This window comes from Kitasatospora sp. NPDC001664 (assembly GCF_053596675.1).
Map to the genome: position 1 here is coordinate 128332 of NZ_JBSFGS010000005.1, position 14511 is coordinate 142842.

15 protein-coding genes are annotated in these 14511 nt (G+C 69.8%); all 15 read right to left on the reverse strand.

The window, feature by feature from the left end:
* Window positions 1-133 precede the first annotated feature (133 nt).
* Window positions 134-1579 carry a F0F1 ATP synthase subunit beta gene (gene atpD, locus ACWCYY_RS09410; protein WP_345290114.1) on the reverse strand — a complete coding sequence of 482 codons (1446 nt, stop codon included), beginning with the start codon at window positions 1577-1579 and terminating at the stop codon, window positions 134-136.
* A gap of 2 nt (window positions 1580-1581) precedes the next feature.
* Window positions 1582-2496, reverse strand: coding sequence for a F0F1 ATP synthase subunit gamma (locus ACWCYY_RS09415; RefSeq protein WP_345290113.1), 915 nt, complete (start codon window positions 2494-2496; stop codon window positions 1582-1584).
* A gap of 32 nt (window positions 2497-2528) precedes the next feature.
* Window positions 2529-4103, reverse strand: a complete 1575-nt coding sequence (gene atpA, locus ACWCYY_RS09420; protein WP_345290111.1) for a F0F1 ATP synthase subunit alpha — start codon at window positions 4101-4103, stop codon at window positions 2529-2531.
* 151 nt (window positions 4104-4254) lie between these two features.
* A complete protein-coding gene (locus ACWCYY_RS09425; protein ID WP_345290110.1) occupies window positions 4255-5070 on the reverse strand; it encodes a F0F1 ATP synthase subunit delta in 816 nt (271 codons plus the stop codon).
* Window positions 5067-5636, reverse strand: coding sequence for a F0F1 ATP synthase subunit B (locus ACWCYY_RS09430; RefSeq protein WP_345290109.1), 570 nt, complete (start codon window positions 5634-5636; stop codon window positions 5067-5069). Before ACWCYY_RS09430 ends, ACWCYY_RS09425 begins: the two co-directional genes overlap by 4 nt.
* Before the next feature lie 47 nt (window positions 5637-5683).
* Window positions 5684-5917, reverse strand: coding sequence for an ATP synthase F0 subunit C (gene atpE, locus ACWCYY_RS09435; RefSeq protein ID WP_345290108.1), 234 nt, complete (start codon window positions 5915-5917; stop codon window positions 5684-5686).
* An 84-nt stretch (window positions 5918-6001) separates the two neighbouring features.
* A complete protein-coding gene (gene atpB, locus ACWCYY_RS09440) occupies window positions 6002-6832 on the reverse strand; it encodes a F0F1 ATP synthase subunit A (RefSeq protein ID WP_345290107.1) in 831 nt (276 codons plus the stop codon).
* A 261-nt stretch (window positions 6833-7093) separates the two neighbouring features.
* Window positions 7094-7519: a hypothetical protein gene (locus ACWCYY_RS09445; RefSeq protein WP_345290105.1), complete on the reverse strand. Its 426-nt coding sequence runs from the start codon at window positions 7517-7519 to the stop codon at window positions 7094-7096.
* A gap of 301 nt (window positions 7520-7820) precedes the next feature.
* Window positions 7821-9113, reverse strand: coding sequence for an MraY family glycosyltransferase (locus ACWCYY_RS09450; protein ID WP_345290104.1), 1293 nt, complete (start codon window positions 9111-9113; stop codon window positions 7821-7823).
* Window positions 9114-9304: 191 nt separating this feature from the next.
* Entirely contained in the window at window positions 9305-10564 is a 1260-nt protein-coding gene (locus ACWCYY_RS09455; RefSeq protein ID WP_345290103.1) for a serine hydroxymethyltransferase, read from the reverse strand.
* 126 nt (window positions 10565-10690) lie between these two features.
* On the reverse strand, window positions 10691-11332 hold the full coding sequence (locus tag ACWCYY_RS09460) for an arsenate reductase/protein-tyrosine-phosphatase family protein (RefSeq protein ID WP_345290250.1): 642 nt from the start codon (window positions 11330-11332) through the stop codon (window positions 10691-10693).
* Between the two features lie 47 nt (window positions 11333-11379).
* Entirely contained in the window at window positions 11380-12027 is a 648-nt protein-coding gene (locus ACWCYY_RS09465; RefSeq protein WP_345290101.1) for an L-threonylcarbamoyladenylate synthase, read from the reverse strand.
* A gap of 128 nt (window positions 12028-12155) precedes the next feature.
* Window positions 12156-13022, reverse strand: a complete 867-nt coding sequence (gene prmC / locus ACWCYY_RS09470) for a peptide chain release factor N(5)-glutamine methyltransferase (RefSeq protein ID WP_345290100.1) — start codon at window positions 13020-13022, stop codon at window positions 12156-12158.
* 18 nt (window positions 13023-13040) lie between these two features.
* Window positions 13041-14117, reverse strand: coding sequence for a peptide chain release factor 1 (gene prfA, locus ACWCYY_RS09475; protein ID WP_345290099.1), 1077 nt, complete (start codon window positions 14115-14117; stop codon window positions 13041-13043).
* Window positions 14118-14232: 115 nt separating this feature from the next.
* A complete protein-coding gene (gene rpmE / locus ACWCYY_RS09480) occupies window positions 14233-14460 on the reverse strand; it encodes a 50S ribosomal protein L31 (protein ID WP_345290098.1) in 228 nt (75 codons plus the stop codon).
* Between the last annotated feature and the right edge of the window lie 51 nt (window positions 14461-14511).

A 14511-nucleotide genomic window follows, 5' to 3' on the forward strand; every position in this document is an offset into this window, starting at 1 on the left:
AGGAAACCAAGGACACGGAGATGACCGGGATCACAGCGGAACTCCGGTCACACGGCGGGCTCTGAGCCGTGAGGGGCGGCCCCCAGGGACGGGGACCACCCCTCACGGTCAGTCAGCCATCAGGCCGGGCTGGTTACTTCTTGGCCAGCTCGGCGGCGTTGCGCTCGAGGTCCTCGATGCCACCGCACATGAAGAAGGCCTGCTCCGGGACGGAGTCGTACTTGCCGTCCGCGATGCGGTTGAAGGCCTCGATGGTCTCCGACAGCGGGACGGTCGAGCCCTCGACACCGGTGAACTGCTTCGCCACGTAGGTGTTCTGCGAGAGGAAGCGCTCGATCCGACGCGCGCGGTGCACGGTGATCTTGTCGTCCTCGGACAGCTCGTCGATGCCGAGGATCGCGATGATGTCCTGGAGGTCCTTGTACTTCTGCAGGATCCCCTTGATGCGGATCGCCGTGTCGTAGTGGTCCTGCGCGATGTAGCGCGGGTCCAGGATGCGGGACGTGGAGTCCAGCGGGTCGACGGCGGGGTAGATGCCCTTCTCCGAGATCGGACGGGACAGAACCGTCGTCGCGTCGAGGTGGGCGAAGGTGGTGGCCGGGGCCGGGTCGGTCAGGTCGTCCGCGGGGACGTAGATCGCCTGCATCGAGGTGATCGAGTGACCGCGGGTCGAGGTGATGCGCTCCTGGAGGAGGCCCATCTCGTCGGCCAGGTTCGGCTGGTAGCCCACCGCGGAGGGCATGCGGCCGAGCAGGGTCGACACCTCGGAACCGGCCTGGGTGAACCGGAAGATGTTGTCGATGAACAGGAGCACGTCCTGCTGCTCGACGTCACGGAAGTACTCCGCCATGGTCAGCGCGGAGAGCGCGACCCGCAGACGGGTGCCCGGCGGCTCGTCCATCTGGCCGAAGACCAGCGCGGTCTTGTCCAGAACGCCCGAGTCGACCATCTCGTGGATGAGGTCGTTGCCCTCACGGGTGCGCTCGCCGACACCGGCGAACACCGACACACCACCGAAGTTCTCGGCGACGCGGTAGATCATCTCCTGGATCAGAACGGTCTTGCCGACACCGGCACCACCGAACAGACCGATCTTGCCACCCTGGACGTACGGGGTGAGCAGGTCGATGACCTTGATGCCGGTCTCGAACATCTCGGTCTTCGACTCGAGGTCCGCGAAGTTCGGCGCCTTGCGGTGGATCGGCCACTTGACCTCGACCTGGGCCTCGAACTCGGCCGCGTCGACGTTCAGGACCTCACCGAGGGCGTTGAAGACCTTGCCCTTGGTGATCTGGCCGACCGGGACGGAGATCGCCGAACCGGTGTCGGAGACCTGCGCGCCACGGACCAGACCGTCGGTCGGCTGCATCGAGATGCCGCGGACCAGGCCGTCGCCGAGGTGCTGGGCGACCTCGAGGGTCAGCACCTTCTTGCCCGAGCCGTCGGGGTTGTCCACCTCGACCTTGAGGGCGTTGTACATGTCCGGAATCGCGTCGACGGGGAACTCCACGTCGACGACCGGGCCGATGACCCGCGCGACGCGGCCCGTCGCCGTGGTCGGCTCAACAGTGGTGGTCATTCTCATTCGCTCCCGCGGCTAGCGTCGGCGAGGGCGTTGGCACCGCCGACGATCTCGCTGATTTCCTGGGTGATCTCGGCCTGACGGGCCGAGTTGGCAAGCCGCGTGAGCGACTTGATGAGCTCTCCCGCGTTGTCGGTCGCGGACTTCATCGCGCGCCGGCGAGCGGCGTGCTCCGAAGCGGCCGACTGCAGCAGCGCGTTGTAGATCCGGCTCTCGACGTACCGCGGCAGCAGGGCGTCGAGGACGCCCTCGGCCGACGGCTCGAAGTCGTACAGCGGGAAGATCTCGGCCTTGGCCGGCTTCTCCGTGCTGAGCTTGACCTCGTCCAGCTTCAGCGGCAGGAGACGCGCGTCCTGGGCGGTCTGCGTCAGCATCGACTCGAACTTCGTCGACACCAGGTGCAGCTCGTCCACGCCACCGACCTCGGCCGTGAAGGCCGCGATCAGGTCGGCGGAGACCGCCTTGGCGTCGCCGTAGGTCGGCTTGTCCGAGAAGCCCGTCCACGACCCCGCGACCTCAAGGTTGCGGAAGTTGTAGTACGAGACGCCCTTGCGGCCGACGATGTACGTCGCGACGTCCTTGCCCTCGGCCTTGAGCCGCGCGGTGAGCGCGACGCCGGCCTTGATGGCGTTGGTCGAGTAGCCACCGGCCAGACCGCGGTCCGCGGTGATCACCAGAACGGCGGCGCGGGTGGCGCCGGCCTTCTCGGTGGTCAGCGGGTGCTTGGCGTTGGACCGGGTGGCCACCGCCGTCACCGCCCGGGTGAGCTCATCGGCGTACGGAGTGGAGGCGGCCACCGCGCGCTGCGCCTTGACGATGCGCGACGCGGAGATCATCTCCATCGCCTTGGTGATCTTCTTCGTCGCGGTGACAGAGCGGATCCGGCGCTTGTAGACCCGAAGCTGTGCTCCCATGGGTCGTTACGTCCTTTCCCTCGCTACCGGACTCAGGCCTGCTCGCCGAGCAGCTTGCCGTCGGCGGTGGTGAAGCCCTGCTTGAACGACGCGATCGACTCGGTCAGCGCGTCGATGGTGCCGTCCTCGAGCTTCGAGGTCTCGACGATGCCCGCGAGCAGCTCCTTCTTGGAGGTGCGCAGGTAGTCGAGGAACTCGCGCTCGAAGCGGCGGATGTCGGCGACCGGGACGTCGTCCAGCTTGCCGGTGGTGCCGGCCCAGATGGAGACGACCTGCTCCTCGACCGGGAACGGCTGGTACTGGCCCTGCTTCAGCAGCTCGACCATGCGGGCACCGCGCTCCAGCTGCGCCTTGGAGGCCGGGTCCAGGTCGGAACCGAAGGCGGCGAACGCCTCCAGCTCGCGGTACTGGGCCAGGTCCAGGCGGAGGCGGCCGGCGACCGACTTCATGGCCTTGATCTGGGCGGAGCCACCGACGCGGGAGACCGAGATGCCGACGTTCACGGCCGGGCGGATGCCGGCGTTGAACAGGTCGGACTCCAGGAAGCACTGGCCGTCGGTGATGGAGATGACGTTGGTCGGGATGTACGCCGAGACGTCGTTGGCCTTGGTCTCGATGATCGGCAGACCGGTCATCGAGCCGGCGCCCAGCTCGTCGGAGAGCTTGGCGCAACGCTCCAGCAGGCGCGAGTGCAGGTAGAAGACGTCACCCGGGTAGGCCTCGCGGCCCGGCGGACGACGGAGCAGCAGCGACACGGAGCGGTACGCCTCGGCCTGCTTCGACAGGTCGTCGAAGATGATGAGGACGTGCTTGCCGTCGTACATCCACTCCTGGCCGATGGCCGAACCGGTGTACGGGGCGAGGTACTTGAAGCCGGCCGGGTCGGAGGCGGGAGCAGCCACGATGGTGGTGTACTCCAGCGCGCCGGCCTCCTCCAGGGCGCCGCGGACGGACGCGATGGTGGAGCCCTTCTGGCCGACGGCGACGTAGATGCAGCGGACCTGCTTCTTCGGGTCGCCCGACTTCCAGTTGTCGCGCTGGTTGATGATCGTGTCGATCGCCACCGCGGTCTTGCCGGTCTGGCGGTCGCCGATGATCAGCTGACGCTGGCCACGGCCGATCGGGGTCATCGCGTCGATGGCCTTGATGCCGGTCTGCATCGGCTCGTGCACCGACTTGCGGACCATGACGCCGGGGGCCTGCAGCTCCAGGGCGCGACGGCCGGTGGAGGCGACGTCGCCCAGACCGTCGATCGGGTTGCCCAGCGGGTCCACGACGCGGCCGAGGTAGCCGTCACCGACCGGGACGGAGAGGACCTCGCCGGTGCGGTGCACCGTCTGGCCCTCCTCGATGCCGCTGAACTCACCGAGGACGACGACACCGATCTCGCGCGCCTCGAGGTTCAGCGCGAGGCCGAGGGTGCCGTCCTCGAACTTCAGCAGCTCGTTGGCCATGACCGAGGGCAGGCCCTCGACCTTGGCAATACCGTCCATGGCCTCGGTGACCGTGCCGACCTCTTCACGCGAGGCGGCGTCCGGCTGGTACGACTGGACAAAGCCGGCCAGCGCGTCCCGGATCTCCTCCGGACGGATCGTAAGCTCCGCCATCAGGCTTCCCTGCTCTCCTAGTTTGCGATCCTCGGCCCGCCATTGAGGGCCGCAAGTATTCGACTCTCGGCCGGGTCGTGCGAACCGGCCGTACGTTTTGCCGGCTCCTGCGGAACCGGTTCCCGACCGAGGGTCGGATGGTGCTGGTGCGTCAGCCTTCGAGGGCCTGGCGAGCGCCTTCGAGGCGGCTCGACACGGTGCCGTCGATGATCTCGTCACCGATCTGCACCTTCACACCGCCCTGGACCGTGGGGTCCACGTCGATGTTCAGGTGCACCTGGCGGCCGTAGAGCCGACCCAGCGAGTTCGCCAGGCGGTCCTTCTGACCGTCCGTCAGCGGAACGGCGGTGGTGACCAGGGCCACCACACGGTCCCGCCGGGCGGCGGCGAGCTTCGAGTAGGACTCGAGGCCCTGCTCCAGGCTACGTCCGCGCGGGTTGGTGACCAGAGCGGTGACCAGACGGGCGGTGCCCGCGTTGGCCCGGCCGCCGAGCAGCTTCTTGATCAGCTCCGCCTTGGCGGCGCCGCCGGCCTTCGGCTCGGTCAGGGCGCTGCGCAGCTCGTGCGAGCCGCTGACGATCCGTCCGAAGCGGAACAGCTCGTCCTCGACGTCGTCCAGCTGGCCGGCCTTGTCGGCCGCGATGACCTCGGCGTAGGCGCCGAGCTCCTCGACCGCGTCGACCAGGTCGCGGCCGCCGGACCAGCGGGACCGGACCAGGCCGGACAGCAGGTCGACGGTCTCGCCGGACACCTGGCCGCCGAGCAGCGTGGTGACGAACTGAGCCTTGTCCTGACCGTCCCGCGAGGGGTCGGTCAGCACCCGGCGCAGCGAGACCTCGCGGTCCAGCAGCGCCGTCACGGCGGTGAGCTCCTCGGCCAGCTTGGCCGCGTCCACCGAGGTGGCGTCGGTCAGGCTCTCGAGGTTCTTCCGGCCGGCGGCCAGGGCCTCACGGCTGGCGCCGATCACTTGGACGCACCCTGGGCCGCAGAGGCCTTGGCCTCCAGGTCGTCCAGGAAGCGGTCGATCACGCCGCTCTGCCGGGCGGAGTCCTCGAGGGACTCGCCGACGATGCGGGAGGCGAGCTGCGCGGCGAGCGAGCCGACGTCCTGACGCAGGACCGCGGTGGCCTGCTTCTTGTCCGCGTCGATCTGCGCGTGACCGGCGGCGACGATGGCCTCGCGCTGACGCTGGCCCTCCTCGCGCATCTCGGCGATCAGGGCGGCGCCCTGCTCACGAGCCTGCTCGGTGATGCGAGCGGCCTCGTGACGCGCCTCGGACAGCTCGGCACGGTACTGCTCAAGCAGGGCCTGGGCCTCGGCCTGAGCAGCGTCCGCGCGCTCCATGCCGCCCTCGATCGCGTCCCGGCGGTCCGCCAGCACCTTCTCGATGCTGGGCAGGAGCTTCTTGCCGAGGATGCCGAAGACGATGAAGAAGCAGAGCAGGCCGATGACGATCTCGGGCCACGCGGGCAGCAGGGGGTTCATCTTCTCCCCCTCCTCCGCCGCGAGGAGGAGAGCCACGGAGGCGCTCATATCTGAACCTTTCGTCGAAAAGGGCTACGACAGGTAATTACGGAGAATTACTTGCCGGCGCCGAAGACGAACGGCATGACGATGCCGATGAGGGCGAGCGCCTCGGTCAGCGCGAAGCCGATGAACATGTTGGAGCGGATCAGGCCGGCAGCCTCGGGCTGACGGGCCATGGCCTGCACACCGTTGCCGAAGATGAGACCGACGCCGATGCCGGGGCCGATCGCGGCGAGGCCGTAACCGATGGAGGCGACGGAACCGTAGACCTCAGCGAGCTGCGACATTTCATGTCCTTTGCGGGGTGGTGAGCCGGTGGTGGTTGGCCACCGGGCGATCTTGGGGAGTGAGCAGCCGAGCGGCTGCCGGGCTCAGTGCGCCTCTTCGAGGGCACCGGCGATGTAGCTGCTGGCGAGCATCACGAAGATGTAGGCCTGCAGGAACTGGACCAGCAGCTCGAAGGCGGTCAGGCCGATGGTCACCACGAAGGAGACCGAGCCGTACAGCGCGCCGATGCTCGGGCTGAGCAGGTACCAGGAGGCGATGGAGAACATCACGATCAGCAGGTGGCCCGCGAACATGTTCGCGAAGGCTCGGACCGCGAGCGTGAAGGGGCGCACGAAGATGTTCGAGAAGAACTCGATCGGCACCAGGATGAACATGACCCAGCCGGGGATGCCCGACGGCCAGCAGAGGTTCTTGAACCCGCCCACGAAGCCGTGGGTCTTGAAGGTCAGGAACATGTAGGTGAACCAGACCACGGCCGCCAGGCCCGCGGGGAAGGCGATCGCCGACATCACCGGGAACTGCGCGAACGGGATGATCGACATGATGTTCATGATCCAGATGAAGAAGAACATCGAGACCAACATCGGGACGTACTTCTCGCCCTTTTTGCCGATCGTCTCCAGGACGATGGACCGCTTGACGAAGTCGTAGCCGATCTCACCGACCAGCTGCAGCTTGCCCGGGAGCAGCTTCGGCTTGGCGAACGCGGCCCAGAAGAACGCGATCACCAGGAAGGCGCAGATGAACGCCAGCAGCATCGGCTTGTTGAACTCGACGCCACCGACCGTGAAGATCGGCTTGAACTGGAACTCGTTCAGACCCGGGGCAGGGAAGCCGCAACCGGAGAACAGGTGGCACCCGGCCTCAGAGGCGAGCTGCTTCACGTCAGCAGACACCACAGACTCCTTCGTCATGACGCATGGTTACGGCAACCTCGGTGTGTCGGCGTGGCCTTCGACCACGGTGCGGCACTGGAACTTGGGGATCTCGCCGACCCGGCGCGGCATCCTCGGGAGCCGCGGGATCGTTGAAGACTGTCTGAGCCCGGGGGGCGATCCGTCCGTCAGGCGGAGGGACCTGGCCGCTTCCCGTACTCGTTCGTCGCGACGGACGATAGCAGTCCGTCAGGAGGGCATAAACACCGCCCCCCTCGTGCGAGGGACAGGCAGGCCGGCTCACGGCTTGTCGTCCTTCTTCGCCGAGGAGTTGGTCTCCACGTAGTAGAGCTTGGCCTTCATCCCGGCGCGGACCTGGAAGCCTGTCCAGATCAGAACGCAGCCGAGCAGCGTGAAGGCGAACGCCTTGGTGTCGAAGAGCGTCGTGTTCTTGAACACCGCGAGCACGATGCCGACCAGCAGGATCTGCGTGGTGTACACCAGCAGCGCGCCGGCCATCAGCATGTGCGGGTTGTTCCTGGTCAACCGGTCCAGCGCGACCTGGCCGAAGGCGAAGAACGCCAGCACCAGCAGGGTCGCGAAGAGGGCACCGATCAACCCCTTGCTGCCCACCACCACCGTGGAGATCACGGTGGCGACGGCCCCGGCGACCGCAGTGGGGATTGCGGCGCCGCGGAGGGGGATCCGGGCGTCGTGGGACGGCATGTCGGCAACTCCGGCGGCATGTCGAGAACGGGGGACGGCGCTTGGGACGCGGTGTGGGACCGTACCGAGAACGTCCAGCCGCTGACCTGGCCGCCCGACGGCGAGCCCGTCGAGGAAGCCTGACCAGGGACGGAAGTCCTCCACCTGTCAGGTCTTTCGGCGCGTACTCGGTACTCGTGAACGGTATCACAAACTATTTGATTAGAGCTTTACCATGCGGGTGTGGTACCTGTCACACCAAGGGAGCAACGGTGCCGCCGTACGGGTGACGGCAGTTGACGCCCCGTCAGGGAACGCGTCGTCAGCCCTGCCCGCCGTGACGGGCCCCGCCGACCGCGGTGGCACCGGTGCCGAGCCGGCCCAGCAGCTCCTCGTCCTCCGCGGACAGCGCCACCTCGGCCGAAACCTCCGTGACCTGCGGCTCGGGCGCCTTCCGGTACCGGGGCGGCACGAAGGCCTGCACCGCACGCGGGGCCCGCGGCCGGAAGCGCGGCATCAGCAGCACCACGATGCCGAGCAGGCAGAGCCCCGCCATCCCGAGCACCAGGGCGCGCCCGCGGCCGGGGACGGAGAAGGCGACGGTGCCGAAGGCGATCAGGGCGGCCCAGAAGTACATGATCAGCACGGCCCGGCTGTGCGAGTGGCCGACCAGCAGCAGCCGGTGGTGCAGGTGCTGCTTGTCCGCCGCGAACGGCGACTTGCCCGCCCAGGTGCGGCGGACCACCGCGAGCAGCAGGTCGGCCAGCGGCAGCGCGATCACGGTCAGCGGCAGCAGCAGCGGGATGTAGATCGGCACCAGCTCGTGCACGGTGGCGGTCTGCGAACCGGTCTGGGCGGTGATCAGGTCGGGGTCGACGCGGCCGGTGATGGAGATGGCGGCCACCGCCAGCATCAGGCCGAGCATCATCGAGCCGGAGTCGCCCATGAAGATCCGGGCCGGGTGCAGGTTGTGCGGCAGGAAGCCCAGGCACATCCCGATCAGCACCGCGCTGAACAGCACAGCGGGGGCCGCGTCGTTGATGCCGTAGCCGTACCAGAGCCGGTACGAGTAGAGGAAGAACGCCATCGCGGCGATGCAGACCATGCCGGCCGCCAGGCCGTCCAGGCCGTCGATGAAGTTCACCGCGTTCACCATGACCACCACCAGGGTGACCGAGATGATCATGCCCATGGTGGGGGTGACCGCCACCGGGCCGATGCCCGGCACCGGGATCGAGATCACCGTGACGCCCTGCCAGACCATCACGCCGGCCGCGATCATCTGACCGCCGAGCTTCACCAGGGCGTCCACGCCCCACTTGTCGTCCAGCACGCCGAGCAGCCACATGATGCCCGCCCCGGCGAGCAGCGCCCGGATGTCCGCCGCCTGGATGAACAGGCCGCTCAGCTTGGTGAGTTGGGAGGCCACCAGCAGGCCCGCGCAGAGCCCGCCGAACATCGCGATGCCACCGAGGCGGGGGGTCGGCTCGCGGTGCACGTCGCGCGCCCGGACCGGCGGCATGGCGCCGGCCAGGATGGCGAACTTCCGCACCGGGCCGGTCAGCAGGTAGGTGACGGCCGCGGTGACGAACAGCACCAGCAGATACTCACGCACCACTGGCCTCCGGTGTGACGGTCTGACGGTCGGATACCGAAGGTACCCCCGTGGCTGCCCGGGTTTCGAGGTGCGTCGTCGTCACGGAGCACACCTTATTGAGTCGGACGCGCCGCGTGTGCACCGCGGTTCGCCTTACCGGGTGCCCGATCCGGGAAACAGCCCCGGATCGCCCTGGATCCGGCGCCCCGTCAGCTCCGCGCGAGCTCCCCGGCGATGGCCCGCACCCGCGCCCCGACCGCCGGATCGGGGCCCGCCGTGAGCAGCCGCCCGATGAGTCCGCCCAGCTCGGCCATGGTCTCGACGGCCATCCCCTGGGCCGCCGCGGCGCCGGTGCCGAGCCGGATGCCGGAGCCGACCGCGGCGGGCGCCGGGTCGTACGGGAGTGCGCACTTGCCGAGCACCAGTCCGGCGGCCGCGCAGCGGCGTTCGGCCTCCAGGCCGGTCAGGCCGAGCGGACCGACGTCGGCGGTCACCAGGTGGGTGTCGGTCCCGCCGGTCAGCGGGGCGGCCCCCGCCAGGCCCAGCTCCCGGGCCAAGGAGCGCGCACCGTCCACCGCACGCCGCAGATACACCCCGAACTCCGGCGTGTCCGCCTGCGCGAACGCCACCGCCTTGGCCGCCACCTCGTTCATCGCCGCCCCGCCCTGGCTGAACGGGAAGACCGCCCGGTCCACCCGCTCGGCCAGCTCCTCCCCGCACAGCAGCAGCCCGCCGCGCGGCCCGCGCAGCAGCTTGTGGGTGGCCGCCACGGTGACGTCCGCGTACGGCACCGGCGAGGGCGCCAGGCCGGCCGCCACCAGACCGGTGACCTGGGAGACGTTGGCGATCAGGTAGGCGTCCACCTCGTCGGCGATCTCCCGGAAGGCCCGCCAGTCCAGGTGCCGGGGGTAGGAGATGCCACCCGCGATGATCGCCTTGGGACGGTGCAGCCGGGCCAGTTCGCGCACCTGCTCGTAGTCCACCAGGTGGTCCTGCTCGTGGACGCCGTAGCCGATGAAGTCGAACCAGCGGCCGGAGAAGTTCGCCTTGGAGCCGCAGCTCAGGTGCCCGCCGTGCTCCAGCGACATCGCCAGCACCACGTCACCGGGCCGCAGCAGCGCCGCGTACGAGGCCAGCACCGCCGAAGTGCCGGACCGGGGCTGGACGTTGGCGTGCTCGGCGCCGAACAGCCGCTTGGCCCGGTCCACCGCGAGCAGCTCGGCGGCGTCCGCCAGCGAGCAGCCGGCGTGGTGGCGGCGGCCCGGGTAGCCCTCGGCGTACTTGTCCACCAGCGGCCCGGACAGCGCCGCCAGCACCGCCCGGCTGGTCAGGTTCTCCCCCGCCAGGAGCTGGATCGTCTCGGCCCTGCGCCCGGCCTCGGCGGCCAGCAGGTCGGCCATCTGAGGGTCCGCCAGCCGCAGCGCGGCGGGCGCCTCCCAGGAGAGCTGCACATCGGAGGTGACGGTCATGGGGTGCTCCCGGGCGGCGGCGCGGTGGGGCGGCACCACCAGCGTAGGACGGGCCGCACCCGACGGCCCGTCAACGCACCCAACCGGGCCTCGCCCGGCCGGGGGACCCCCGCGGCGGCGGCAGCGTCAGCGGGCCACGCCGGTCAGCGCCGTCACCACCGGGTCGAGGGCGTCGAATATCTCCTCGCCGCAGTTGCGGAACATCCCGATCGGCGCGCCGTACGGGTCGTCCACCTCGTCCGACTCCGGGGAGGAGGCCAGCAGCCAGCCGCGCAGCGCGGCGGCCGAGCGCACCAGCGCCCGGGCCCGCTCGGTGGCCTGGGCGCCGCTGCGCGGGTCCGGCAGGGTGGACGGGTCGATCCGCCGCACCAGCCGGGTGAACTCCTTGATGGTGAAGGTGCGCAGGCCCGCCGCGTGCCCCATCGAGATCACCTGGGCGCGGTGGTCCAGGGTGGCGGTCAGCACCAGGTCCGCGTCGATCACGTGCTCGTCGAGCAGCTCGCGCCCGGCGAAGTTGTCCGAGGCCACCCCGTACTCACCGAGCACGGTGGCGGCGTGCGCCTCCATCGGCGCGCCCTCGTGCCCCCACGTCCCGGCGCTCTCCACCACGAACCGGCCGGCCGCCACCGCGGCCAGCCGGGCGTCCAGCTCGTGCCGGGTCAGCCGCTCGGCGATCGGCGAGCGGCAGACGTTGCCGGTGCAGACGAAGAGGATGCGGAAGGTGTCCAGCGGCCGGGGCGCGACGGTGACGTAGCCGGGCCCGGGCAGCGCACCGCCGGGTATGGCGGCGTCGGCCCCGTACAGCGAGGCCGCTGTCAACTGCCGGCCTCCAGGTCGGGGACGACCTCCCTCAGCTGCTCGGCGCTGATCGCGCCGGCCCGCAGCAGGACCGGGACCTTGCCCGTGACGTCGACGATGCTGGACGCCTGGCCGAAGTCGGCGTTGCCGCCGTCCAGGTAGACGGCGACCGAGTCGCCGAGCTGGTTGTAGGCGTCGTCGCAGGTGGACGGCGAGGGGCCGCCGGTCTTGTTGGCGCTGGAGACGGCCATCGGGCCGACGTTGTTCAGCAGCTCCAGCGCGACGGGGTGCAGCGGCATCCGGACGGCCACCGTGCCCCGGGTGTCGCCCAGGTCCCAGCGCAGCGAGGGCTGGTGCTTGGCGACCAGGGTCAGCCCGCCCGGCCAGAACGCGTCGACCAGCTCCCAGGCCTGCTCGGAGAAGTCGGTGACCAGCCCGTGCAGCGTGGTCGGCGAGCCGACCAGCACCGGGGAGGGCATGTTCCGGCCGCGGCCCTTGGCGTCCAGCAGGTGCGAGACCGCCTCCGGGCTGAAGGCGTCCGCGCCGATGCCGTAGAGCGTGTCGGTCGGCAGCACCACCAGCTCGCCCCGGCGGACCGCCGAAGCGGCCTCGCGCAGCCCGGTCTCGCGGTCGGCTGCGTCTGCGCAGTCGTAGCGGCGGCTCATCGGTGCGGTCCCCTCTCGGAAAGCTGACAGGTCGTCAAAAGCGGCGTCACAGCGAGGCCTTGCGGGCCGTGGTGCCGTGCTCGATGGTCACAACGACGCCCTTCGGGCTGTTGTGCTGTGCCCGACTGTCACAACGACGCCCTTCGGGCTGTTGTGAAGCGTGGCCGGTTGTTGAGGTCCCGGTGGTCGGCGGCGTCGGTCCAGCCGCTCTCCTCGCGGAACACCCACGGCACCTGGCCGCCCTGGGTGTCGGCGTGCTCGATGACCACCACTCCCCCGGGCCGCAGCAGGCGGGCGGCCACCCGCTCGATGCCGCGGATCGCGTCCAGGCCGTCCTCGCCGGAGAACAGCGCCATCTGCGGGTCGTGGTCGCGGGCCTCGGGTGCGACGTACTCCCACTCGGTGAGCGGGATGTACGGCGGGTTGGAGATCACCAGGTCGAAGCGGCCGTCCCAGGAGCGGTCGTCCTCGAAGGCGCGGGTGGCGTCGCCCTGGTGCAGCACCACGCGGGCCCGGTCGGAGCTGGCCTCGACGTTGCGCCGGGTGTAGGCGAGCGCGCCCTCGTCCAGCTCGAAGGCGTGCACGGTGGAGCGCGGCAGCTCCTGCGCCAGGGCGAGCGCGATGGCGCCGGAGCCGGTGCACAGGTCGACCACCAGCGGCTCGGCCACGTCCATGTCGCGGACGGCGTCTATGGCCCACTCGACCACGGTCTCGGTCTCCGGCCGGGGCACGAACACCCCGGGGCCGACCTCCAGCTCCAGGTAGCGGAAGAACGCCCGCCCGGTGATGTGCTGGAGCGGCTCGCGCGCCTCACGGCGCGAGACGGCCTCCCAGTACCGGGCGTCGAAGTCGCCGTCCTTCACCGTGTGCAGCTGGCTGCGCTTGACGTTGTGGACGTGGGCGGCGAGCTCCTCCGCGTCGAAGCGCGGCGACGGCACCCCGGCCGCGGCCAACCGCTGGGTGGCCTGGGCCACCTCGGCGAGCAGCAGGTTCATCCGTCCACACCCCTCGGGTCAGTTCTCCTGCGCGGCGGCCAGCTTGGCCGCCGCGTCGGCGTCCACGCAGGACTGGATCACCGCGTTGAGCTCGCCGTCCAGCACCTGGTCCAGGTTGTACGACTTGAAGCCGGTGCGGTGGTCCGAGATGCGGTTCTCCGGGAAGTTGTACGTCCGGATGCGCTCCGAGCGGTCCACCGTGCGGACCTGGCTGCGCCGGGCGTCCGAGGCCTCCTGCTCGGCCGCCTCCTGCGCGGCGGCGAGCAGCCGCGAACGCAGGATGCGCATGGCCTGCTCCTTGTTCTGCAGCTGGCTCTTCTCGTTCTGGCAGGACGCCACGATACCGGTCGGCAGGTGGGTGATCCGGACCGCCGAGTCGGTGGTGTTGACGGACTGCCCGCCCGGGCCGGAGGAGCGGTAGACGTCGATCCGCAGGTCGTTGGCGTGGATCTCCACCTCGACCTCCTCGGCCTCCGGGGTGACCAGCACGCCCGCCGCCGAGGTGTGGATGCGGCCCTGCGACTCTGTGGCCGGGACGCGCTGCACCCGGTGCACGCCGCCCTCGTACTTGAGCCGGGCCCAGACGCCCTGGCCGGGCTCGGCGTTCCCCTTGGTCTTCACGGCGACCGAGACGTCCTTGTAGCCGCCGAGGTCGGACTCGTTGGCGTCGATGATCTCGGTCTTCCAGCCGACCCGCTCGGCGAACCGCAGGTACATCCGGAGCAGGTCCCCGGCGAACAGCGCGGACTCCTCGCCGCCCTCGCCGGCCTTGACCTCCAGGATGACGTCCTTGTCGTCATTGGGGTCGCGCGGCACCAGCAGCAGCCGCAGCTCCTCCGTCAGCTCGCCCTGGCGGACCTCGGACGCCTTCACCTCGGCGATGAAGTCCGAGTCCTCGGCGGCCAGTTCACGGGCCGCGACGATGTCCTCGCCGGCCTGCCTCCAGGCCAGGTACGTCCGGGTGATCGGGGTCAGCTCGGCGTACCGCTTGGCCAGCTTGCGGGCGTTGGCCTGGTCGGCGTGGACGGCGGGGTCGGCCAGCCTCGCCTCGAGGCCGGCGTGCTCGACGAGGAGCTCTTCGACTGCCTCGAACATCGGGTGGGCCTACTTCCGGGTGGTGGGGGATGCTGCGAGAAGGGGAGGGACGCGAACGGCGCCGGTCCGGACGCACCCCCGAAGGGGCGCGACCGGAACCGGCGCCGTACGGACGCTAGTCGTCCTGCTTGACCGAGAGCTTCTTGCCGAAGCGGGCCTCGAAGCGGGCGACACGGCCACCGGTGTCCAGGATCTTCTGCTTGCCGGTGTAGAACGGGTGGCACGCGGAGCAGACCTCGGCGCGAATGACGCCGGAAGTCTCGGTCGAACGAGTGGTGAACTCGTTGCCACAGGTGCAGGTGACGTGCGTGACCACGTACTCGGGGTGAACGTTGGGCTTCAAGGGGATCTCCTAGTGATCGGGAGGGCACCGGGTCGGCGGCTGACAGCCGCA

Coding starts and splice junctions, on each gene's coding strand:
- atpD (WP_345290114.1), bottom strand. CDS start 1,579: ATGACCACCACTGTTGAGCCGACCACGGCGACGGGCCGCGTCGCGCGG.
- ACWCYY_RS09415 (WP_345290113.1), bottom strand. CDS start 2,496: ATGGGAGCACAGCTTCGGGTCTACAAGCGCCGGATCCGCTCTGTCACC.
- atpA (WP_345290111.1), bottom strand. CDS start 4,103: ATGGCGGAGCTTACGATCCGTCCGGAGGAGATCCGGGACGCGCTGGCC.
- ACWCYY_RS09430 (WP_345290109.1), bottom strand. CDS start 5,636: ATGAGCGCCTCCGTGGCTCTCCTCCTCGCGGCGGAGGAGGGGGAGAAG.
- atpE (WP_345290108.1), bottom strand. CDS start 5,917: ATGTCGCAGCTCGCTGAGGTCTACGGTTCCGTCGCCTCCATCGGTTAC.
- atpB (WP_345290107.1), bottom strand. CDS start 6,832: ATGACGAAGGAGTCTGTGGTGTCTGCTGACGTGAAGCAGCTCGCCTCT.
- ACWCYY_RS09445 (WP_345290105.1), bottom strand. CDS start 7,519: ATGCCGTCCCACGACGCCCGGATCCCCCTCCGCGGCGCCGCAATCCCC.
- ACWCYY_RS09455 (WP_345290103.1), bottom strand. CDS start 10,564: ATGACCGTCACCTCCGATGTGCAGCTCTCCTGGGAGGCGCCCGCCGCG.
- ACWCYY_RS09465 (WP_345290101.1), bottom strand. CDS start 12,027: ATGAGCCGCCGCTACGACTGCGCAGACGCAGCCGACCGCGAGACCGGG.
- prmC (WP_345290100.1), bottom strand. CDS start 13,022: ATGAACCTGCTGCTCGCCGAGGTGGCCCAGGCCACCCAGCGGTTGGCC.
- prfA (WP_345290099.1), bottom strand. CDS start 14,117: ATGTTCGAGGCAGTCGAAGAGCTCCTCGTCGAGCACGCCGGCCTCGAG.